The sequence below is a fragment of the Pseudomonas sp. QC2 genome (assembly GCF_002859085.1).
Classification (GTDB): domain Bacteria; phylum Pseudomonadota; class Gammaproteobacteria; order Pseudomonadales; family Pseudomonadaceae; genus Aquipseudomonas; species Aquipseudomonas petroselini.
On record NZ_PKKS01000002.1, the window covers coordinates 72547 to 94371 of the forward strand.

At 61.2% G+C, this 21825-nt stretch carries 18 protein-coding genes; 6 read left to right on the plus strand and 12 right to left on the minus strand.

Annotation, left to right across the window (positions count from 1 at the left end):
* Positions 1-159: 159 nt before the first annotated feature.
* The 5 genes from QCBJ_RS00575 to QCBJ_RS00595 form a co-directional block, all read right to left on the minus strand.
* Positions 160-924, minus strand: a complete 765-nt coding sequence (locus QCBJ_RS00575; RefSeq protein WP_102059923.1) for a hypothetical protein — start codon at positions 922-924, stop codon at positions 160-162.
* A gap of 375 nt (positions 925-1299) precedes the next feature.
* Entirely contained in the window at positions 1300-2046 is a 747-nt protein-coding gene (gene tcyN, locus QCBJ_RS00580; protein ID WP_012721669.1) for an L-cystine ABC transporter ATP-binding protein TcyN, read from the minus strand.
* 3 nt (positions 2047-2049) lie between these two features.
* Positions 2050-2715, minus strand: a complete 666-nt coding sequence (tcyL, locus tag QCBJ_RS00585) for a cystine ABC transporter permease (protein ID WP_012721670.1) — start codon at positions 2713-2715, stop codon at positions 2050-2052.
* Complete coding sequence (gene tcyJ, locus QCBJ_RS00590; protein ID WP_012721671.1) at positions 2715-3509, minus strand: cystine ABC transporter substrate-binding protein; 795 nt, start codon at positions 3507-3509, stop codon at positions 2715-2717. The genes tcyL and tcyJ overlap by 1 nt, the downstream gene beginning before the upstream one ends.
* A gap of 279 nt (positions 3510-3788) precedes the next feature.
* Positions 3789-4784, minus strand: coding sequence for a D-cysteine desulfhydrase (locus tag QCBJ_RS00595; RefSeq protein ID WP_012721672.1), 996 nt, complete (start codon positions 4782-4784; stop codon positions 3789-3791).
* Between the two features lie 166 nt (positions 4785-4950).
* Between QCBJ_RS00595 and epsC the strand changes: the two genes are divergently transcribed.
* The 4 genes from epsC to mgrA all read left to right on the plus strand — a co-directional run bounded on the left by epsC (position 4951) and on the right by mgrA (position 10915).
* Positions 4951-5877, plus strand: a complete 927-nt coding sequence (epsC, locus tag QCBJ_RS00600; RefSeq protein ID WP_043204635.1) for a serine O-acetyltransferase EpsC — start codon at positions 4951-4953, stop codon at positions 5875-5877.
* Between the two features lie 396 nt (positions 5878-6273).
* The gene (gene betT, locus QCBJ_RS00605; protein WP_163825780.1) at positions 6274-8235 is read left to right on the plus strand and encodes a choline transporter BetT; all 1962 of its coding nucleotides are present in this window, start codon (positions 6274-6276) and stop codon (positions 8233-8235) included.
* Positions 8236-8440: 205 nt separating this feature from the next.
* The gene (locus QCBJ_RS00610) at positions 8441-9769 is read left to right on the plus strand and encodes an OprD family outer membrane porin (RefSeq protein WP_102059924.1); all 1329 of its coding nucleotides are present in this window, start codon (positions 8441-8443) and stop codon (positions 9767-9769) included.
* 108 nt (positions 9770-9877) lie between these two features.
* Positions 9878-10915, plus strand: a complete 1038-nt coding sequence (mgrA, locus tag QCBJ_RS00615) for an L-glyceraldehyde 3-phosphate reductase (protein WP_012721676.1) — start codon at positions 9878-9880, stop codon at positions 10913-10915.
* A gap of 115 nt (positions 10916-11030) precedes the next feature.
* Here mgrA and tauD read toward each other — a convergent pair whose 3' ends face one another.
* From tauD to QCBJ_RS00650, 7 genes are all read right to left on the minus strand, one after another.
* Complete coding sequence (gene tauD / locus QCBJ_RS00620) at positions 11031-11867, minus strand: taurine dioxygenase (protein WP_102059925.1); 837 nt, start codon at positions 11865-11867, stop codon at positions 11031-11033.
* Between the two features lie 11 nt (positions 11868-11878).
* The gene (tauC, locus tag QCBJ_RS00625) at positions 11879-12715 is read right to left on the minus strand and encodes a taurine ABC transporter permease TauC (RefSeq protein WP_012721678.1); all 837 of its coding nucleotides are present in this window, start codon (positions 12713-12715) and stop codon (positions 11879-11881) included.
* Complete coding sequence (tauB, locus tag QCBJ_RS00630; RefSeq protein WP_046034590.1) at positions 12712-13491, minus strand: taurine ABC transporter ATP-binding subunit; 780 nt, start codon at positions 13489-13491, stop codon at positions 12712-12714. Before tauB ends, tauC begins: the two co-directional genes overlap by 4 nt.
* A gap of 17 nt (positions 13492-13508) precedes the next feature.
* On the minus strand, positions 13509-14486 hold the full coding sequence (gene tauA / locus QCBJ_RS00635) for a taurine ABC transporter substrate-binding protein (protein ID WP_046034591.1): 978 nt from the start codon (positions 14484-14486) through the stop codon (positions 13509-13511).
* 269 nt (positions 14487-14755) lie between these two features.
* A complete protein-coding gene (gene gshA / locus QCBJ_RS00640; RefSeq protein WP_046034592.1) occupies positions 14756-16339 on the minus strand; it encodes a glutamate--cysteine ligase in 1584 nt (527 codons plus the stop codon).
* 214 nt (positions 16340-16553) lie between these two features.
* Positions 16554-16937 (minus strand): PaaI family thioesterase, encoded by a 384-nt coding sequence (locus QCBJ_RS00645; protein WP_012721682.1) that lies wholly within the window; start codon positions 16935-16937, stop codon positions 16554-16556.
* Positions 16937-19261: a Tex family protein gene (locus QCBJ_RS00650; protein ID WP_012721683.1), complete on the minus strand. Its 2325-nt coding sequence runs from the start codon at positions 19259-19261 to the stop codon at positions 16937-16939. The genes QCBJ_RS00645 and QCBJ_RS00650 overlap by 1 nt, the downstream gene beginning before the upstream one ends.
* A gap of 357 nt (positions 19262-19618) precedes the next feature.
* On the opposite strand from QCBJ_RS00650, the gene ompR reads away from it, so the two are divergent.
* Positions 19619-20359, plus strand: coding sequence for a two-component system response regulator OmpR (gene ompR, locus QCBJ_RS00655; protein WP_012721684.1), 741 nt, complete (start codon positions 19619-19621; stop codon positions 20357-20359).
* A 116-nt stretch (positions 20360-20475) separates the two neighbouring features.
* Entirely contained in the window at positions 20476-21789 is a 1314-nt protein-coding gene (locus QCBJ_RS00660) for an ATP-binding protein (RefSeq protein ID WP_012721685.1), read from the plus strand.
* Positions 21790-21825 lie beyond the last annotated feature (36 nt).

The following is a 21825-nucleotide window of genomic DNA, read 5'->3' on the forward strand; positions in this document are numbered from 1 at the left end:
CCCTGGCGTTATGCACCGGGGTAATTCTGACCATACCGACCTCGCATTCAATGAAATAAAAACAGAAAAATCAGGAATGTCCGGTGGTCCGGTGCATATACCCTAAGCGTGTTAAATATTTAAATAAACTAACTTTTGGGAATATGCATAGAAGGTCTCTCACCCCGGTTCGCAAGGTGACCCCATTGGTCGCGGCTGGTAGATCAGCTCAGCCCCGGCCGTGGGGGTGGGGGCCTCGGCGGCAATGCGCACAGTACGGGCGGGCGCCCAGCGTGAATTGTTGCCGACGCGATCCAGAATGCAGTAGGTCACTTCCAGTCGGCAGTCGTCGCCGGCTTCGATAATCACCGTTGACGGCACCCATACCTGTAACGCCAGGCCGATGTCCTTGGCCTGGACCTGGGGCAGATCCAGGCGCGCATCGCCCCAGCGCAGCGTGATGGCATCGCCGCGGGTCATGTTCAGGTAGGGCTCGATGGTCAGGGGAATGCCGCGTCGCACCTGCCTGGCGTTGACGCCATAGCGGCGGATGGTGTCGGGCAGGCCTACGGGGGCAAGGTTATGGTTTTCGTCGCGGTACAGGGGCGAGGGCTGGCCGCCTGGGTAGAGGGTCTTTACGCGCACTTGCGCCACCGCCGAACGTGCAGCGCAACGGCCGACTTGCATGACCTGGTAATGCACCCGGGCCGGGCCATCCAGCACGAAACTTTCCGGCACCCGAAGATGGGTGATCGCGCCGATCCTGCAGGCCGTTACCCGGCGTGAAGCGGCAAAACAGTTGTTCCAGAACAGCTCGATCAGGTCGCCTTCATCCATGCCGGGATACGGCGCAATGTCGACTTGCAGGTGGGTGGCGGCCAGGGCATTGATGCCATGAGCGATGGCCTGGGGCAGCGTCGGGGCGGTGAGCAGGGTGTGCGTCATAAGTAATCTCCTTGATGCAGCCAGCAGCAATCGTTCCGGACCTTTTGGCGCGGGTGCGCGGGGGGGCCGAAAAGAACGATTCAGTGAGTAGCCGGGATAGGATCCAATCCTCTGGGCGCTAGATAAGAGGGTTGGCCAAGGAGCGTCAATGGCGGCAAAAGGCTAAACGGCGGGTTTGGAGATATTCAGAAGGGTCTGACTGGGAGGGGGCTTTTATGGCGGCTGCGAAGAGGGCTTTTACCGGGGGGGTACGCGGAATTCCTGTAGGAGCCGCTTGTTGTGGCGAGGACGCTTGCTCCCGCTGGGTTGCGCAGCGGCGCCAAGCTTTTTGGCACTCCAGCGGGAGCAAGCGGCCTCGCCACATTCAAGGGTGTATCAGTGGGCGAGGAATTTACTCAGGAACTGTTTGGTGCGCTCTTCCTTGGGGTTGGCAAACAGCGCCTTGGCTTCACCTTGCTCCACGATCACACCCTTGTCGAAGAAGATCACCCGGTTGGCCACATCACGGGCGAAGCTCATTTCGTGGGTGACGATGACCATGGTGCGGTTTTCTTCGGCGAGGCTGCGGATGGTCGCCAGCACTTCACCCACCAGTTCCGGGTCGAGGGCCGAGGTGGGCTCGTCGAACAGGATCACCTCCGGCTCCATGGCCAGCGCACGGGCAATCGCCACGCGCTGCTGCTGGCCACCGGACAGGCGCCGTGGGTAGGCGTCTTCCTTGCCCGCCAGGCCGACCCTGGCCAACAACTGGCGGCCCAACGCGACAGCGGCGTCGTGCGGCATCTTCTTGACCACGGTGGGGCCTTCGATGACGTTTTCCAGCGCGGTGCGGTGGGGGAACAGGTTGAAGCTCTGGAACACAAAGCCCACGTGCTGGCGCAAGCGCCGCACCAGGCTCTGTTGCTGGTTGATCGGCTTGCTGGTGTCGATCTCGATGTCACCCACCTTGATGCGGCCGCTGGTGGGTTGCTCGAGGAAGTTCAGGCAGCGCAGGAAGGTGGTCTTGCCGGAACCGCTGGGGCCGATGATGGCGATGACTTCGCCTTCCTTGACCTCAAGGTCGATGCCGTTGAGTACCACCTGACCGTTGAATTGTTTGGTCAGTTTTTCAACCACGATCATGCTTCAGGACTCCAGGTCATGCCGGTTGACCCGGTCTTCCAGACGATTTTGCAAATGCGCCAGGATGCTCGCCAGGATCCAGTAGATCAGGGCTGCGGAGAGGTACATGGTAAAAATTTCGAAGGTTCGCGCAGACACCAGTTGCGCCTGGCGGAACAGCTCGGGCACCTGGATGGTGGCGGCCAGCGCCGTGTCCTTGACCAGCGAAATAAAACTGTTGCCCAGCGGCGGCAACGCCGTGCGCATCGCCTGCGGCAGGATGGCCCGGCGCAGGGTCTGCGCACGGGTCATGCCGATACTGGCGGCAGCTTCCCACTGGCCACGCTCGATGGAGGCGATGGCGGCGCGCAGGATTTCACAGGCGTAGGCGGCCATGTTCAGCGAAAAGCCGATCATGGCGGCCGGGATCGGATCCAGCTCGATGCCCACTTGCGGCAAGCCGTAGTAGATCAAAAACAGCTGTACCAGCAAGGGCGTGCCGCGAAAGAACGACACGTAGACACGGGCGATCCAACTGACCAACTTGAAGCGCGACAAACGCATCAAGGCCAGGCCGAAGCCCAGCACCAAACCGAAAAACATCCCGCCCAGGCTAAGAATCACCGTGTAATACGCGCCCTTGAGCAGAAAGGGCGCGGAGTCCAGCGCGAGTTGGAAACCTGCTTCCATTATTGAGTGACGTCAGCGTTGAAGTATTTCTCGGACAGCTTTTTCAAGGTGCCGTCGGCGCGCAGCTTGTCCAGAGCCTGGTTCACAGCGGCCAGCAGCTCAGGCTCGCCTTTGCGCAGGGCAATACCGGCTTCCTGACGGGAGAAGGCATCGCCGGCGGCAGCGGTGTCCGGGGCTTTCTTGGCGTATTCCAAAGCCGCGAGGCGGTCGATCAGGATGGCGTCGATGCGGCCGATGCGCAGGTCCTGGAACTTGGTCGGGTCGTCGTTATAGGTCTTGATGATGGCTTTGGGTTGGTTGTCCTTGAGCCATTGTTCGTAGTTGGTGCCCAGGCCCACGCCAACTTTCTTGCCGGCCAGGTCGTCGGCGGTCTTGATGGTGTCGACGTTTTTCTTCAGGACCAGCGCCTGGATACCCGAGACAGTGTAAGGCTTGGAGAAGTCGTACTTCTTCTTGCGCTCTTCGGAGATGGTCACTTGGTTGACCACGGCGTCCAGGCGCTTGGATTCAAGGGCTGCGAGGATGCCGTCCCACGGGGTGGCTTGCAGCTTGACCTTGACGCCCAGCTCTTTGGCCAAGGCTTCGGAAAGCTCAACCTCGAACCCGCTGAGCTTGCCGCTTTCATCGACAAAGCTGAACGGTGGATAGGTGCCTTCCAGGCCGATCTTGATCTCGCCGGCTTTCTTGATGTTGCCCAGTTGTTCACCGGCAACCGCCTGCCCCAGCAGGCCCGCCCCGAGAGCCAGGCCCAAAGTGCCAACCAACAACGTGCGACGGAATACAGAAATAGTCATGAAGAGCCCCTGTGTTTTTTATGTTGAGCGAAGCAGGTGACGCAGTAGTCGTATCCTGCCTTAAAGCGCGTAGCGCGTCTTCGCCTACGGCGCGATGATAAAGCCGGTTTTTAAGACTTGAAAATAATATAAATCCAAATTCATATTCTATTTTTGAATATATGTTGAGTCTAATGTGGGAGGGGGCTTGCCCCCGATAGCGGTGGGTCAGTGATACATGCATAAACTGACACTGCCCTATCGGGGGCAAGCCCCCTCCCACATTTAGCCTGCGTTTATTCAGTTGAAAACCGAGTCATAGGCAAACAATGCCGGGGCCCCACCGGTGTGCAGGAAAATAATCGGGCCATCCTCGAACCGCTGACGCCCGATACCGTCCAGCAAGCCGGCCATGGCCTTGCCAGTGTAGACCGGGTCCAGCAGCAGGCCTTCCTGGCTTGCCAATAGCTTGACCGCCGAAAGGGTGCCGGCGTTCGGTTCGCCATAACGCGGGCCGAAATATTCGTCCCACAGGATCACCTTGAAGGCGTCGGGGATCGCCACGCCCAGCAACTCGGCGGTGCGTTCGGCCAGGCCCTGCACTTTCGGGCGCTGGGCTTCGTCGGTACGCGACACGGTGACGCCCATCACCGGCAGGTTCGGCAGCACTTCGCTCAAGGCCAGGGCCAGGCCACTGTGAGTCCCGGCACTGCCGGACGCCAGCACCACGGCGGCAAAGTCGATGCCGCTGTCTTGGATCTGTCCGGCCAGCTCCAGGCCGGCGCGCACATAACCCAGGGCGCCGAGGGCATTGGAGCCGCCGATGGGCACCAGGTACGGCTTCTTGCCGTTGCTGCGCAGACGGTCGGCGAGGGCGTTGAGCTGGTCGTCGACGTTGTCGAGGTTCTCCACCAATTCTACCTTGGCGTCGAACAGGTCCAGCAGCAGGCGGTTGCCGTTGCCCAGGTAGCTAGGGTCTTCGGTGCCGGTGGGGTTTTCCAGCAGGGCGACACAGCCCAGGCCAAGCTTGGCAGCCAGCGCAGCCGTCTGGCGCACATGGTTGGACTGGATGGCGCCGGCGGTCACCAGGGTGTCGGCGCCCTGGGCGATGGCATCGGCGGCGAGGTATTCGAGTTTGCGCAGCTTGTTACCGCCCATGGCCAGCGGCGTGGTGTCGTCGCGTTTGACGTAGATGTCCCGGCCCAGCCAAGTCGACAGCCGCTCGAGTTTTTCCAGGGCAGTGGCGCCGCCCAGCAGGTCCAGGCGATTAAAACGGTCGAGCTGTTGTTTGATCATGGTTACGCACGGTTGCTGAGTGGTGGGGCGACTATAGGCAGGCACTTTTCATCGGGCAACCGACAATCGCTTATGTCGGATGGTTCTTAGCATCGCACCATTGGTTCTTAAGGGCGGCCAGGGTGCATACCGTAAAGTGAGGGCCATTTCGTCAGGAGTGAATACCGTGAGTGAGCGTTCCAGTCATTGGCAATTACAGACCATCGTCAGCCAACTGCGCGGCGCCCGGGACCAGTGGCGAACGCGCAACGGTCGCTTGAGTGGTGAACATGGCGGCCGTGAGCTGCCATCGCGCGAAGCCGTGGCGCAGATCCTTGAAGCCTTGTGCGGTGCGTTGTTCCCAATGCGCCTGGGGCCGGTGGACCTGCGTGAAGAAAGTGAAGACTTTTACGTCGGCCATACCCTCGATGTTGCCCTCAACGCATTGCTGGCCCAGGCGCGCCTGGAACTGCGTTACGCCGCGCGCCAAGGAGGCCAGGATGACAGCGCGGTCGACGCCCTTGCCATCCGCCTGATCCAGGATTTCGCCCTGGCCTTGCCGTCCCTGCGCAGCCTGTTGGACACAGACGTGTTGGCCGCCTATCACGGCGACCCGGCCGCGCGCAGTGTGGATGAAGTGCTGCTGTGCTATCCGGGGATCCTGGCAGTGATTCACCATCGCTTGGCGCACCACCTGTATCGCGCCGGTTTGCCGCTGTTGGCGCGCATCAGTTCGGAGATTGCCCACTCGGCCACCGGTATCGACATCCACCCCGGCGCCCAGATTGGCCCGAGCTTCTTCATCGACCACGGGACGGGCGTGGTGATTGGCGAAACCGCGATCATCGGCGAGCGAGTGCGCATCTACCAAGCGGTGACGCTGGGCGCCAAGCGCTTCCCGGCGGATGAAGATGGGCAGTTGCAGAAAGGGCACCCGCGCCATCCGATCGTTGAGGATGACGTGGTGATCTACGCCGGCGCGACGATCCTGGGGCGCATCACCATCGGCAAGGGCTCGACCATCGGCGGTAATGTGTGGCTGACGCGCAGCGTGCCGGCGGGAGCGAATATTACCCAGGCGAATTTGCAGCATGAGGACGGCGCGCAGAAGTAAAGCACCTGCACAAATACGCTGTGGGAGGGGGCTTGCTCCCGATAGCGGAGTGTCAGTCAATAATGAATTGGCTGAACCACCGCCATCGGGGGCAAGCCCCCTCCCACATTTTGTGTGCATTTCACCTCCAGACCGCTGAACGATTTCCCCTTCTCGCCCGTCATACCAATCCTTGAGCTAGTGTAGGAATGATCTACCACTCAGCCTTGCGATTAGTCCCAGACCGCCTATCCATGTTTAACTTGAATGCTCGTTCAAGTTAAACCCGGTGGTTCGCTGCCCGCTCACAACAGGAGGCTTACCTTTGCTGAGTCCGTTATTGACAGCCACATCTCACACACCAGGGGTGCATCGTTCATGAGTGCATCGTCCACCCCAGCCAGCGGCATGGTGCGCATGAATGCGCCCGTCTTCTACTTTGCCGCGACCTTCATCCTGCTGTTCGGCATCACGGTCATCGCTATCCCGCAACAGGCCGGTGCCTGGTTGCTGGCGGCGCAAAACTGGGCGGCCAATACGGTCGGCTGGTACTACATGTTGGCGATGACCCTGTATCTGGTCTTCGTGGTGGTCACCGCGCTATCGGGCTACGGCAAGATAAAACTCGGTGCCGACCACGACGAGCCCGAATTCAGTTACCTGTCCTGGGCCGGCATGCTGTTCGCCGCCGGCATCAGCATCACGCTGTTCTTTTTCTGCGTGTCCGAGCCGCTGACGCACCTGGTGCAACCGCCACAGGGCGCGCCGCTCAACGCCGACGCCGCGCGTCAGGCCATGCAGGTGCTGTTTCTGCATTGGGGCTTGCATGGCTGGGGCGTGTTCGCCTTTGTCGGCATGGCTTTGGCGTACTTCGCTTACCGGCATAACCTGCCGCTGGCATTGCGATCGGCGCTGTACCCACTGATCGGCAAGCGCATCAACGGCCCTATCGGTTATGCGGTGGATGGCTTCGGCATCATCGCCACGGTGTTCGGCCTCGGCGCCGATATGGGCTTTGGTGTGCTGCACCTCAACTCCGGGCTCGATTACCTGTTTGGCATCGCCCACACCCAGTGGATCCAGGTCGGCTTGATCACCCTGATGATGGGCGCCGCGATCCTGGTCGCCGTGGCCGGCGTCGATAAAGGCGTGCGGGTGATGTCCGACATCAACATGCTGCTGGCCTGTGCGCTGCTGCTGTTCGTGTTGTTCGCCGGGCCCACCCAGCACTTGCTCAACACCTTGATCCAGAACATCGGTGACTACTTGGGCGCCTTGCCGACCAAGAGCTTCGACGTGTACGCCTACGATAAACCGAGCGACTGGCTGGGCGGTTGGACCGTGTTCTACTGGGCCTGGTGGATCGCATGGTCGCCGTTCGTGGGCCTGTTTATCGCGCGTATTTCCCGTGGTCGTACCATCCGTGAATTCGTCTTCGGCGTACTGCTGATCCCGCTGGGCTTTACCCTGGCGTGGATGTCGATTTTCGGCAACAGCGCCATCGACCAAGTGCTCAACCACGGCATGGCCGCACTCGGCCAGTCGGCCATCGATGACCCGTCGATGAGCCTCTACCTGCTGCTGGAAACCTACCCGTGGAGCAAGACCGTCATCGCGGTCACGGTGTTTATCAGCTTCGTGTTCTTCGTCACCTCGGCGGACTCGGGCACCGTCGTGCTGTCGACGCTGTCGTCCAAGGGCGGCAACGCCGATGAAGACGGGCCGAAGTGGCTGCGGGTGTTCTGGGGGGCGATGACCGCGCTGGTCACCAGTGCCTTGTTGTTCGCCGGCAGTATCGATTCGCTCAAGTCAGCGGTGGTGCTGACCTCGTTGCCGTTCTCGATGATCCTGCTGCTGATGATGTGGGGACTGCACAAAGCCTTCCATCTGGAATCGCAGAAGCAGATCGCCCAGCTGCATTCGCTGGCGCCGATCTCGGCGGCGCGCAAGGGGCGTGGCGGCTGGCGCCAGCGCCTGAGCCAGGCTGTGCACTTCCCGTCGCGTGACGAGGTGTACCGCTTCCTTGAGGCAACGGTGCGTCCGGCCATCGAAGAAGTGACGGCGGTGTTTGTCGAGAAGGGCCTGAATGTGGTGACTCAGCCCGACCCGGCCAACGACAGCGTGAGCCTGGAAATCGGCCATGGCGAGGAGCATCCCTTCGTCTACCAGGTGCAGATGCGCGGTTACTTCACACCGTCCTTCGCCCGTGGTGGTATGGGCTCCAAAGAGCTCAACAACCGTCGCTACTACCGGGCGGAAGTGCACTTGAGTGAGGGCAGCCAGGACTACGACTTGGTGGGCTACACGAAGGAGCAGATCATCAACGACATCCTCGACCAGTACGAACGGCATCTGCAGTTCCTGCACTTGGTACGTTAGTCGCCTGTGGGAGCGGGCTTGCCCGCTCCTTAAAACCCCGCAAAGCCCCGTTCTAGAGGGCTTTCTTAAATTTAATTTCATCCGTCAAACCCTCGGTTTGACGCGCAACTGTCATCTGGCCACTGCGTAATTGTGTGAAGCGTTTGACGCTTTCATTTCAAAACAGTGACGGAGACCGGTACCGATGAAGACGTTATTAAGCCCCATGGTGGGTGCCGCCATGGCGAGCTTTATGCTGTCCGCCCATGCCGATTTTATCGATGACAGCCACGCTGATGTGACCCTGCTCAATCGCTATCTCAACCAGCAGGGGCGTGATGTGGTGAACAGCAACGCCAAGGCCCACAGCATTCGCGATTGGGGCCAGGGCTTCGAGTTCAACTTCAAGTCCGGCTACACCGAGGGGCCGGTGGGGTTTGGCCTGGATCTGCAGGCGTTCTACGGGTTGAAACTGGACTCGGGTGGCGACCTCAACGACAAGGATCACCAGGGCCGTTACCCCGGCAGCATGTTCCCGCTGGACAACGGCAAGTCCGCCGACCAGTTCGGCGTGCTGAGCCCGACGTTCAAGATGCGTTTTGCCAAGGATGAACTGCGCGTCGGTACGCTCTACGGCAACAACCCAGTACTGGCCAACACCGACGGGCGCCTTTACCAGCAGACCAACACGGGTGTGCAGCTGGTGTCCAAAGACCTCAGCGACTTCACCTTCACCGGCGGCGATATCTTCAAGACCAAGATCCGCAACGAAACCGGCGACCAGGGCATGATCACTGCCGGGGGGACCAAAGAGAGTGATCGCTTCCTGTTCGGAGGCGCGGATTACACCGGTATACAGAACACCACGGTCAGCCTGTGGTACTCCAACCTTGAGGATTACTACCAGCAGTTCTTCCTCGGCGCCAAGCGCCATGACGCTTTGTCCGTGGGCGCCATCGACACCGACGTGCGCGTGTTCCGCAGCCTGGGCGTGGGCGGCAACGCCGATGGCGACAAAGACTTTGCGGCGGCCGGCCTCTACGGTGACGGCACCGGCAAAGGCCGCATCAACCAGACCACCGCCAGCTTGCTCGAGAGCTACAGCCTGGACGGTCACACCGTCGGCCTGGGAATCCAGAAGAACAGCGGCGACAGCGACTTCCCGTACCTGGATTCCGGCCTGAACAGCGGCGACAACCGCCAGGGCCCGGGTTCAGGTGCTGACACCCCGGCGCTGACCAACCTGCAGTTGAATAAATTCCAGCATGCCGGTGAGCGCACCTGGCTGGCGCAGTACAAATATGATTTCGGCACACTCGGCCTCACCGGCCTGACGTTCTCCGCCGGCTACGCCCACGGCGATGACATCCGCACGGCGCAGGGCACTACCAGCGAATGGGAGCGTGACGTTGCCGTGGCTTATCAAGTACCCACCGGCACCCTCAAAGGCCTCGGTGTGACCTGGAAAAACGCCCATGCCAGCCCGGATATCACCGGCGCCACCGTGCAGGATGAAAACCGCCTCTATGTCAGCTATGTCGTTCCACTCTGGTAGGAAATTGCTGTAAAACGGACAGGCAGACTTAAGCGATTCAGCTGGTTAAAAGGCCTGGGAATATCGTTATTCCCAGGCCTTATTTGCCTACGTCCAAGAGAGGATTCGATGACTTACATTGCTGCCGAAAACCGCTATGAATCTATCCCGTATCGCCGCGTAGGCCGCAGTGGATTGGTGCTGCCGGCACTGTCCCTGGGCCTGTGGCACAACTTTGGCGACAGCACCCCGATCGACACCCAGCGCGCCCTGCTGCGCACCGCGTTCGACCTGGGGATCAACCACTTCGACCTGGCCAACAACTACGGCCCGCCCTATGGCAGCGCCGAGATCAACTTCGGCCGTTTGCTGCGCGAAGACTTCAAGCACTACCGCGATGAACTGATCATCTCCAGCAAGGCCGGTTGGGACATGTGGCCCGGTCCTTACGGCCAGGGCGGCGGTTCGCGCAAATACGTGCTGGCGAGCTTGGACCAGAGCCTGCAGCGCCTGGGCGTCGACTACGTGGATATTTTTTACTCCCACCGTTTTGACGCCGACACCCCGCTGGAAGAAACCGCCAGCGCCCTCGCCACCGCCGTGCAGCAAGGCAAGGCGTTGTACATCGGTATCTCGTCCTATTCGGGGGTAAAAACCCGAGAAATCGCCGCCCTGCTCAACGAGTGGAAAGTGCCGCTGCTGATCCACCAACCGGCGTACAACCTGCTCAACCGCTGGGTGGAAAAAGACCTGCTGGACACCACCGAAGAACTCGGTGCCGGGGTGATTGCCTTCACGCCGCTGGCCCAAGGGCTGCTGACCGACAAATACCTCAACGGCGTGCCGGCGGATGCGCGAGTGAATCGGCCGGGTGGCGGTTCGTTGCAGGCCAAGCACCTGTCCGAAGCCAACATCGCCCACGTGCGGGCGCTGAATGAAATTGCCCAGCGGCGTGGCCAGAGCCTGGCGCAATTGGCATTGGCCTGGACGTTGCGTGATCCACGGGTGACCAGTGCGTTGATTGGTGCGAGCCGGCCGGAGCAGATTATTGAAAACGTCGGGGCGTTGAAGAATTTGAGCTTCAGCGCCGAAGAACTGGCGGAGATTGATCGGTTCGCGCAGGAAGGCGGGATCAACCTGTGGGAAAAACCCTCCACTGCTGAATAACCGGTCAATGTGGGAGGGGGCTTGCTCCCGATAGCGGTAGATCAGTCAGTGATTGGTTGACTGACAAACTGCCATCGGGGGCAAGCCCCCTCCCACATTTGATTTATGCCAGGCTTTAGAAGGGGATGTCCCCCAAAATCGTGGCCCGATGCATCACCCGCCGTTGCGGCCGGTAGTCATCCACCGCGTAATGCTGCGTCACGCGGTTATCCCAGAACGCCACATCGTTTTCCTGCCAACGCCAGCGGATGGTGAACTCCGGGCGTGTCGCGTGGGCGAACAGAAGTTTCAGAATCGCTTCACTTTCGGCCGGTTCCAGTTCGTTGATTTTGGTGGTGAAGCCGTCGCTGACAAACAGTGATTTGCGGCCACTGACGGGATGCGTACGCACCACCGGGTGTGACAGCGGCGGGTTCTTCTTGCGGGTTTCTTCCCAGCGCACCAGGTCTTCGGCGGTGTTGCCAAAGCGCTCCAGCGGGAAGGATTTGGTGAAGTCATGCGTCGCGGTCAGCCCGTCGAGCAACCGTTTGAACGGTTCGGACAATGCCTCATACGCCGCGATCCCGCTGGCCCACAACGTGTCGCCACCAAGCGCCGGCAGCAGCTGGGCGCTGAGCACCGCACCGAGCGCCGGGGTGGGCAGGAAGGTCACGTCGGTGTGCCACACGGCGTTGTCGCGCACGTCGGTGACGGCGGTGTCGAGGATCAGCACTTCGGGCTGTTCCGGTACGTTGGGGTAGATCGGGTGGATATGCAGGTCGCCGAAATTCGCCGCAAACCGCGCTTGCTGCTGCGGGTTGATGGCTTGGCCTCGGAAGAACAGCACCGAGTGCGTGAGCAACGCCTGTTCAATGGCGTGGCGCTGCTCGAAGTCCAGCGGCTGGGTGATGTCGACGCCACTGATCTGGGCGCCCAGTGCGGTACTTAAGGGGGTAACGGTCAGGCTGCTCATGCGGTTCTCACTCAATGTGCCTGGCCATGCCAAGGCACCAGTTTGCGTTGCAGTGCACGCAAGCCCATTTCCATGGCGAAGGCGATCAAGGCGATGACCAGGATCCCCAGCACCACCACGTCGGTGACCAAGAACTGCGCCGCTGACTGCACCATGAAGCCCAGGCCGCTGGTGGCGGCGATCAATTCTGCGGCGACCAATGTCGACCAACCCACACCCAGCCCGATGCGTACGCCGGTGAGGATATCGGGCAGGGCGCTCGGCAGGATCACATGACGAATCAACTGCGCACGGCTGGCGCCCAGCGACTGCGCGGCGCGCAGCTTGGCCGGGTCGACCGTGCGCACGCCGGTGGCCGTGGCGATGGCAATGGGCGCAAAGATCGCCAAGTAAATCAGCAGCACCTTGGACAGCTCGCCGATGCCGCACCAGATCACGATCAACGGCAGATAGGCCAGAGGTGGGATCGGCCGGTAGAACTCGATCAGTGGGTCGAGCACACCCCGGGCGATACGATTGGAACCGATGGCAATGCCCACGGGCACGGCGGTCAGTACGGCAAAACCCAGGCCCAGGCCGATACGGCTGAGGCTCGCGCCCAAGTGCTGCCACAAGGTGGAATCCATGTAGCCGCTGGTCGCCAACAGCCAGCCTTTTTGCAGCACGGCGGACGGCGGTGGCAGGAATAAGGGTTCGATCAAACCGGTGGCGGTCACGGCCCACCAGAGGGCCAACAAGGTGAACAGGGTCAGCAGGCTGATCCAGCGCGTACTCAAGCTGCGACGCACCGGGATAACCGCGTGCGCCACTGGCTGGGTGGTGGTGGCGGGGAGTTCGTAGCTGCTCATGCGGACACCTGCCGTTGGGAGAACACTTTGCCCAGCACGTGTTCGCGGGTTTCGATAAAGCGCGGGTCGGACTTGATCGCCCGCGCCGATTCACCGGCGGCGTAGCGCTGGCCGAAGTCCAGGCTCAGGCGTTCGACGATCTGGCCGGGGTTGGGTGCCAGCAGGATCAGGTCGGTGGCGAGAAATACCGCCTCTTCGATGTCGTGGGTGATCAGGAACACCGGCTTGGCCGTGCGCCGCCAGACTTGCAGCAACAGCTCCTGCATCTGCTCGCGGGTGAAGGCATCGAGGGCGCCGAAGGGTTCGTCCATCAGCAGTACGCGCGGGTCGGCAGCCAACGCGCGGGCCAGGCCGACACGTTGCTTCTGGCCGCCGGAAAGCTGCCAGATACGGCGGCTGTCGAAACCAGCGAGGTCAACCAGCGCAAGCATTTCCCGGGCGCGGACTTCGCGTTGCGCCTTGGGCACACCGGCCAGCTCCAGGCCGAAGCCGACATTGGCCAGTACGTCCTGCCAGGGCAGCAGGGCGTCGTCCTGGAACACCACGCCGCGCTCGGCGCTGGGGCCGTTGACCGGCACACCATCGAGGGTGATGCGCCCGGCAGACGGTTCGACAAAGCCGGCAATCAGGTTCAACAGCGAAGTCTTGCCACTGCCGGACGGGCCGAGGGCCACCAGCAATTGCTGGGGCCCCAGGTCGAGTGAAATGTCTGACAGTACCGGTTCTGTGGCGCCTGGGTACTGTGCGCTGATGCGCTCCAGTTGTAGCAAGGCCATCGCAATGAACTCCTCAATCAGTGAGTGATGAATTTGGCACTGACGTATGGGGCGTAGTCCGGCAGTACCGCGTCGACCTTGCCTTGTTCCTTCAGGAACGCAGCGGTATCGGTGACGGCTTTGGTGGTCGGTGCGCCCAGCAGGGTCACTTGGTCAGCGGCCAGCGGGTAGACGTTGCCTTGCAGCAGCAAGGGGATGTCACTGGCCTTGGCGCCGGAGAGCTTGACCAGTTTGTCGACGTTGCCTTTGTCGGCGAGCCAGGCTTGTGGGTCTTTGCGGTAAGCGGCGTAGGCGTCCAAGGTAACTTTGGCGAACGCGGTGACGATTTCCGGGTGCTTCTCGGCGAAGTCCTTGCGCACGATCCACGCATCGAAGGTCGGCGCGCCGAACTTGGCCAGTTCGCCGGAGGTGATCAGCACCTTGCCGTTCTCTTTGGCGACGCCCAGGGCGGGGTCCCACACGTAGGTCGCGTCGATATCACCACGCTTCCAGGCCGCGATGATTGCCGGTGGCGCGAGGTTGAGGATGGTCACTTTGGACGGGTCGATGTTCCAGTGCTTCAGCGCGGCGAGCAGGCTGTAGTGCCCGGTGGACACGAAGGGCACGGCGACTTTCTTGCCGATCAGGTCCTGCGGGCTGTTGATCCCTGAGCCGTTGCGCGCCACCAGGGCTTCGGCGCCGCCGATCTGGGTGGCGACGAGGAAGGTTTCCACCGGCACTTTGCGGGTGATCGCAGCCGTCAGCGGGCTGGAACCGAGGTAGCCGATTTGTACGTCGCCGGAAGCGATGGCGGCGATGATGTCGGCGCCATTGTCGAATTTGCGCCAGTCGATCTTGGCGTGGGTGGCTTTTTCATAGGCACCGTCGGCCTGGGCGACTTTGGCCGGGTCCACGGTGGTCTGGTAAGCGATGGTCACATCCGCCGCCTGGGCAAACAGGCTGGCACCGGCCAGGGACAACGCGGCCAAGAGGCGCAGAGGGGTTAGCAGTTTCAAGGGGAAGCTCCTCAATCAGGCGGCCGAGGGTCGGCGTGTGAGGAGACTAAATGATCTAAGAATTCGAAAATAAATAACATTTTCGAATTAGCTTATGAGGAGAAAAATGTTGCCCTGTAGTGAGCGGGCTTGCCCCGCGCTGGGTGGCGAAGCCGCCCTAAAATCTGGCGCCGCGTGTTAACTGAAGCAATGCGGTTGCCTTATTGGGGCGGCTTCGCCACCCAGCGCGGGGCAAGCCCGCTCACTACACTAAATTACCCCAACATTTTTTAGTTGCTGATGGCGAGGATGCTGGCTTGGTAGGAGCCGACAAACACATCGAAATCGCCCACTTCGTTCTGCTCCAGCTCCGCCTGCTGTGCCAGCGACGTGCGTGCCAGCTGTTCAAAGCGTGCCTGCTCTTCGGCCGGCAGCGGCTCCTTGCGGAAGTGCTCGGCGTGCAGCTGGCTCTGGTGCAGGGAAAACTGCGCAAAACTTTCCTTACGCTCGGCCATCGCCGCCAGCACCTGGGCCGATGGCGTCAGGGACGGGTCCTTGACCTTGGCCAACTGAGCGTCCAGCGCCTGGCTGTGCTCGGTAATGCCGTGGCTCTCATCCAGCAAGGCGGCCAGCGGTGCGATCTGTTCCAACAGCTCGGCGGCCCATTCCTTCATGTCCACCGCCTGGCCCTGTCGCTGCAGTTGCAGGCCCGGACGGCGACCTTCCTTGACCACGCTGAGGAAGTTGGAGGTGGCGTTGCCGCACTCGTTGTCGGCGAACAGTGGGCTGTCGTTCAGCGCGCAGTACAGCAGGAAGGCGTCGAGGAAACGCGATTCCGGCAGGTCGATGCCCATTGGCAGGAACGGGTTGATGTCCAGGCAGCGCACTTCGATGTACTGGATGCCACGCGCCACCAGCGCCTGGATCGGCCGCTCGCCGGTGTAGGTCACGCGCTTGGGACGGATGTTGGAGTAGTACTCGTTTTCGATCTGCAGGATGTTGGTGTTGAGCTGCACCCACTCACCATCCTTGTGGGTGCCGACCTCGACGTACGGCGCATAGGGCGTTGCCACCGCTTCGCGCAGGCTGTCGGTATAGCTGGCCAGGTCGTTGTAGCACGGCGTGAGGCCGGCCTGGGCGTTGCTCTGGTAACCCAGGTCGCTCATGCGCAGGCTGGTGGCGTACGGCAGGTACAGGGTGTCGGCGTCCAAGACTTCCAACTGGTGCGAACGACCGCGCAGGAAACCAGCGTCCAGGGCTGGCGAGGCACCGAACAGGTACATCAGCAGCCAGCTGTAGCGACGGAAATTACGGATCAGCGCGATGTAGGCGGTGGACTGGTAGTCGCGGTCGGTGCCGACGAACCCTTCTGTCTCTTTGAGCAACGGCCACAACGCTTCCGGCAGGGAAAAGTTGTAGTGGATGCCGGCGATGCATTGCATGGTCTTGCCGTAACGCAGGGCCAGGCCCTTGCGGTACACGTACTTGAGCTGGCCGATATTGGAGGTGCCGTAGTAGGCAATCGGAATATCTTCCTCGGCCGGCAACGGGCACGGCATCGAGGGGCTCCACAGGTATTCGCTGCCGAGCTTGGTGTAGGCAAAGCGGTGGATCTTGTCCAGGCTGCTGAGGGTATCGGCCGGGTTGGGCAGCGCGGGAGTGATGAACTCCAGCAGCGATTCCGAGTAGTCGGTGGTGATCAGTTCGTTGGTCAACGCGGCGCCCAGGGCTTCAGGGTGCGGCGTTTGTGCCAGGCGGCCCTCACCCGTGACGCGCAGGCATTCGCGCTCGATGCCGTGCAAGCACTGCTCTAGCAGGGAGAGGTGTTCGCGCTTGCCGAGCAAAGCCAGGCGGCGGTTGAGAAGTTCGCTCAAGTTGGATTCCTTCACGCGTCAGTCGCCCCAATATGGGGGTGGGCAGGACGGTCTACAAGGGTGAAGTTAAAACTGGCGTTATCGCCTGGTTTAGAGTCGATTTGACCCGCTGTGAAAATGCCTACTTCACTCCATGAATTTGGCTACAGCGCGGCAAGAAAATTCCGACGCTGTTGTCGCAGCGCCGAAATTAACTCAAATCGAGGGTGAGGAGCTATAGGACAGCGAAGGTGCCCTGCGCTTTTGCGACAAGTCTTTCGTCCTGGTACACATCCGCCTCGACCACCAGCGTGCGGCGGCCGGCATGAATCACCCGGCTGGTGCACAGCACGTCGCCGTCTTCCACGGCGCGGATGTAATTGATCTTGCACTCGATGGTCGCGCTCTGCTGGTCGAAACCATGTGAGCTGGAACAGGCCAGCCCCATCGTAATGTCCACCAGGCTGAAAATCGCCCCACCATGGAGCTTGCCCGCGCGGTTGCGCAAGTGCGGCTCCAGGGTCAGGGCCACCTCGGCAACGCCTTCTTCAAGGCGCTGCAGGCGGCAGCCGATCAGCTCGCTGAATGCGCTCTGGGTCAACCCGGCCGGGATCTCCATCAGCGTTTCTTCAACTGTTTGGCGTTGGCGAACAGCGAGGCCATGGCGTTGTTGCTTGGGGCCGCCGTGGCGGCTTCCTTGCGCGGTGCATTGTTTTGCGACTGGCGCGGCGCCGAGCCTGGGCGTGCGCCACGGGCACCGTCAATTTTCTCGCCGGGGGTGTCACTCATGCGCATCGACAGGCCGACGCGTTTGCGTGGGATGTCGACTTCCATGACCTTGACCTTGACCACATCACCGGCTTTTACCGCTTCGCGTGGATCCTTGATGAATTTCTCCGAAAGCGCGGAGATGTGCACCAATCCGTCCTGATGCACGCCGATGTCCACAAAGGCGCCGAAGTTGGTCACGTTGGTGACGACACCTTCCAGGATCATGCCCAGCTGCAGGTCCTTGAGGTCTTCGACGCCGTCCTGGAACTCGGCAGTCTTGAACTCGGGACGTGGGTCGCGGCCAGGTTTTTCCAGCTCTTGCAGGATGTCGGTGATGGTCGGTACGCCGAAGGTTTCGTCGGTGTACTTCTTTGGGTCCAGGCGCTTGAGGAACGCGGCGTCACCGATCAGCGAACGGATGTCACGGTCAGTCTCGGCGGCGATGCGTTGCACCAGCGGGTAGGCTTCCGGGTGAACCGCCGAAGCGTCCAGCGGGTTGTCACCGTTCATTACGCGTAGGAAACCGGCGGATTGTTCGAAGGTTTTTTCACCCAGACGTGCGACTTTTTTCAGTGCCGCACGGGTTTTGAAGGCGCCGTTTTCGTCACGGTGAGTGACGATGTTCTGCGCCAGCGTGGCGTTAAGGCCGGAAATACGCGCCAGCAGTGCCACGGAGGCCGTGTTCACATCCACGCCCACGGCGTTTACGCAGTCTTCCACGACCGCATCCAGGCCGCGCGCCAGTTTCAGCTGCGACACGTCGTGCTGGTACTGGCCGACGCCGATGGATTTAGGGTCGATCTTCACCAGTTCGGCCAGGGGATCCTGCAGGCGACGGGCGATGGACACCGCGCCACGGATCGACACGTCAAGGTCCGGGAACTCCTTGGACGCCAGTTCCGACGCCGAGTAAACCGAAGCACCGGCTTCGGAGACCATGACCTTGGTCATCTTCATGGCTGGGTATTTTTTGATCAGTTCGGCGGCCAGCTTGTCGGTTTCACGGCTGGCGGTGCCGTTGCCGATGGCGATCAGGTCCACCGCGTGCTTGGCGCACAGGGCGGCAAGTATCGCCAGGGTCTGGTCCCATTTATTGTGCGGCACATGCGGATACACAGTGGCGTGGTCCAGCAGCTTGCCGGTGGCGTCGACCACGGCGACCTTGCAGCCGGTACGCAGGCCTGGGTCGAGGCCCAGGGTGGCGCGCGGGCCGGCTGGGGCCGACAGCAGCAGGTCATGCAGGTTGTGGGCGAAGACGTTGATCGCCTCGGTTTCGGCACCGTCGCGCAGCTCGCCGAGCAGGTCGGTTTCCAGGTGGGTGTAGAGCTTGACCTTCCAGGTCCAGCGCACCACTTCACCGAGCCACTTGTCCGCAGGACGGTTCTGATTCTGGATGCCGAATTGTTGACCGATCATGCCTTCGCACGGGTGCATGGTGCCCGGCAGCTCGTCGCCGACCTTCAGCGCGGAGCTGAGAATGCCTTCGTTGCGGCCACGGAAAATGGCGAGCGCACGGTGGGACGGCATGCTCTTGAGCGGTTCGTCGTGCTCGAAGTAATCGCGGAACTTGGCGCCTTCTTCCTCTTTGCCGGCGATGACGCGGGCGCTGAGAATGGCTTCCTGCTTGAGGTAAGTACGCAGTTTCTCCAGCAGGCTGGCGTCTTCGGCGAAGCGCTCCATGAGGATGTACTTGGCGCCTTCCAGGGCGGCCTTGACGTCGGCGACGCCTTTTTCGGCGTCGATGAAACGGGCCGCTTCGGTGTCCGGGGTCAGCGACGGGTCGTTGAACAGGCCGTCAGCCAGCTCGCCCAGGCCGGCTTCCAGGGCGATCTGGCCCTTGGTGCGACGCTTCTGTTTGTACGGCAGGTAGAGGTCTTCGAGACGGGTCTTGGTGTCGGCGAGCTTGATGTCGCGCTCAAGCTGCGGGGTCAACTTGCCCTGTTCCTCGATGCTGGCGAGAATGCTGATACGCCGTTCGTCGAGTTCTCGCAGGTAGCGCAGGCGCTCTTCCAGGTGCCGCAATTGGATGTCGTCGAGGCTGCCGGTCACTTCTTTACGGTAACGGGCGATGAAAGGCACCGTGGAGCCTTCATCCAGTAGAGCGACGGCCGCTTCGACCTGTTGTGGGCGTACACCGAGTTCCTCGGCGATGCGGCTGTTGATGCTGTCCATAAAACCACCTGAAATTCTTAAAAGCAGCTCGCAGGCCCGGAGAACAAGGCCTTGGGAGGCTGGTTGAGCGGCCCGACTGGCGCCGCTGCCTGGGTCAAGAGGCAGCCTATTGACCCTCGAAATCGAAAAAATCACGACAAGCGGGTGAAAAAAGCCTCGGCATCAAACGGTAACGATCTGACGTTGCCCTGCACGACGGCGCCGCATTATAACCAGCGTTCTGCCCTTGGGGGGGATTGCGCCAACGGTTGTAGGGCGCGGGTTCGCTGGCAGTAGAGGAAAAATCTGCTAACAATGCACACGGTGCGTATAACGGCAGCTAGGCCATAATGCGCGCCGAGATAAGAGGAGCATCCAATGAGCAGCACTGCACAAACTGCTGAAGGCGAAAAAATTCTCATCGTTGACGACGATCCAGGGCTGAGCAGCCTGCTGGAGCGTTTCTTCAACTCCAAGGGCTACCGCGCCCGCGCGGTGCCGAACACCGAGCAGATGGACCGTCTGCTGGGGCGCGAGGTATTCAACCTGGTCGTACTCGACCTCATGCTGCCCGGCGAAGACGGCCTGACCGCCTGCAAACGCCTGCGCGGTGCGAACAACCAGATTCCAATCATCATGCTCACCGCCAAGGGTGATGAGCTGAGCCGCATCAAGGGCCTCGAACTGGGCGCCGATGATTACCTGGCCAAGCCGTTCAACCCTGATGAGCTGATGGCCCGGGTCAAAGCCGTACTGCGTCGCCAAGCCCTGCCTGTGCCGGGCGCACCGGGCAGCGAAGACGAAAGCGTGACCTTTGGCGACTACGAACTGTCGCTGGCCACGCGTGAGCTCAAGCGTGGCGATGAAGTGCATATGCTGACCACCGGCGAATTCGCCGTGCTCAAGGCCCTGGTGATGAACGCTCGCCAGCCCCTGACACGCGATAAGCTGATGAACCTGGCCCGTGGCCGGGAATGGGACGCCCTGGAGCGCTCTATCGACGTGCAGATCTCCCGTCTACGCAGGATGATCGAGCCGGACCCGTCCAAGCCACGGTACATCCAGACGGTGTGGGGCGTGGGTTATGTGTTTGTGCCGGATGGCAATAAAACCAGTTGACCGATGATTTGCGGGGCGGGCCTCTCGGTGTTTGACTCCACCAGAGTCGACGGGATGCCCGGCGTCTGTAATTCTGCGAGCGCCGCTCGTTCCTGCAAGGTATCTAGCTGTCTTCTATGAAAACCCCGCTGTGGTTCCCGCAAAGTTTCTTCTCTCGCACCCTTTGGCTGGTGCTGATCGTCGTTCTGTTTTCCAAGGCACTCACGCTGGTTTATCTGTTGATGAACGAAGACGTGCTGGTGGACCGGCAGTACGCCCACGGTGTTGCCTTGACCTTGCGTGCCTACTGGGCCGTAGATCCTGAGAACCGCGAAAAGGTGGCAAAGGCGTCGACGCTGATTCGGGTCGAAGGGGCCGGTGTGCCCGAAGGCGAGCAGCACTGGCCGTACAGCGAGATCTACCAGCGCCAGATGCGCGACGAACTGGGAGAGGACACTGAAGTACGCCTTCGCATGCATGTTTCTCCCGCACTGTGGGTAAGAGCGCCGAGCCTTGGCGATGCCTGGATCAAGGTGCCGCTTTACCCGCACCCGTTGCGCGGACAAAAAATCTGGAATGTATTGGGATGGTTCCTCGCCATCGGATTGCTTTCAACGGCGTCCGCGTGGATTTTCGTCCGCCAGCTCAACCAGCCGCTTAAACGCCTGGTGTTTGCCGCCCGTCAGCTGGGGCAGGGGCGCAGTGTGCGCCTGCCGGTCAGCGATACCCCCAGTGAGATGACCGAGGTGTACGGCGCGTTCAACCAGATGGCGGAGGACGTCGAGCAGGCGGGTCGCGAACGCGAGCTGATGCTGGCGGGGGTTTCCCATGACTTGCGCACACCGTTGACGCGACTGCGCTTGTCGCTGGAGTTGATGGGCAACCATACCGACCTTACCGACGACATGGTCCGCGACATTGAGGACATGGACGCTATTCTCGACCAGTTCCTGGCGTTTATCCGCGATGGCCGTGATGAGGTGGTAGAAGAGGTCGACCTGACGGACTTGGTGCGTGAGGTCGTCGCGCCCTACAACCAGAACGGTGAGCAGGTGCGCATGCGCCTGGAGCCGATCCAACCGTTTGCGTTGCGTCGGGTATCGATGAAGCGCCTGTTGAACAACTTGATTGGCAACGCCTTGCACCACGCAGGCTCCGATGTGGAAGTGGCGGCCTATGTGTCTGGCGACAGTGCCGCGCCCTATGTGGTGTTGAGCGTGATGGACCGGGGGGCAGGTATCGACCCGGACGAATTGGAGGGCATTTTCAACCCGTTCACCCGTGGCGACCGTGCTCGTGGGGGCAAAGGGACTGGCCTGGGGTTGGCGATTGTGCGGCGGATTGCCTCGATGCATGGCGGCAATGTTGAGTTACGCAACCGCGAAGAAGGTGGCCTGGAAGCGCGTGTGCGCTTGCCGCTTGGTTTGATGCTGCCTAGAGACGCAGTCTAAGCAACAACGCAGGCCCTATGTGGGAGCTGGCTCCCA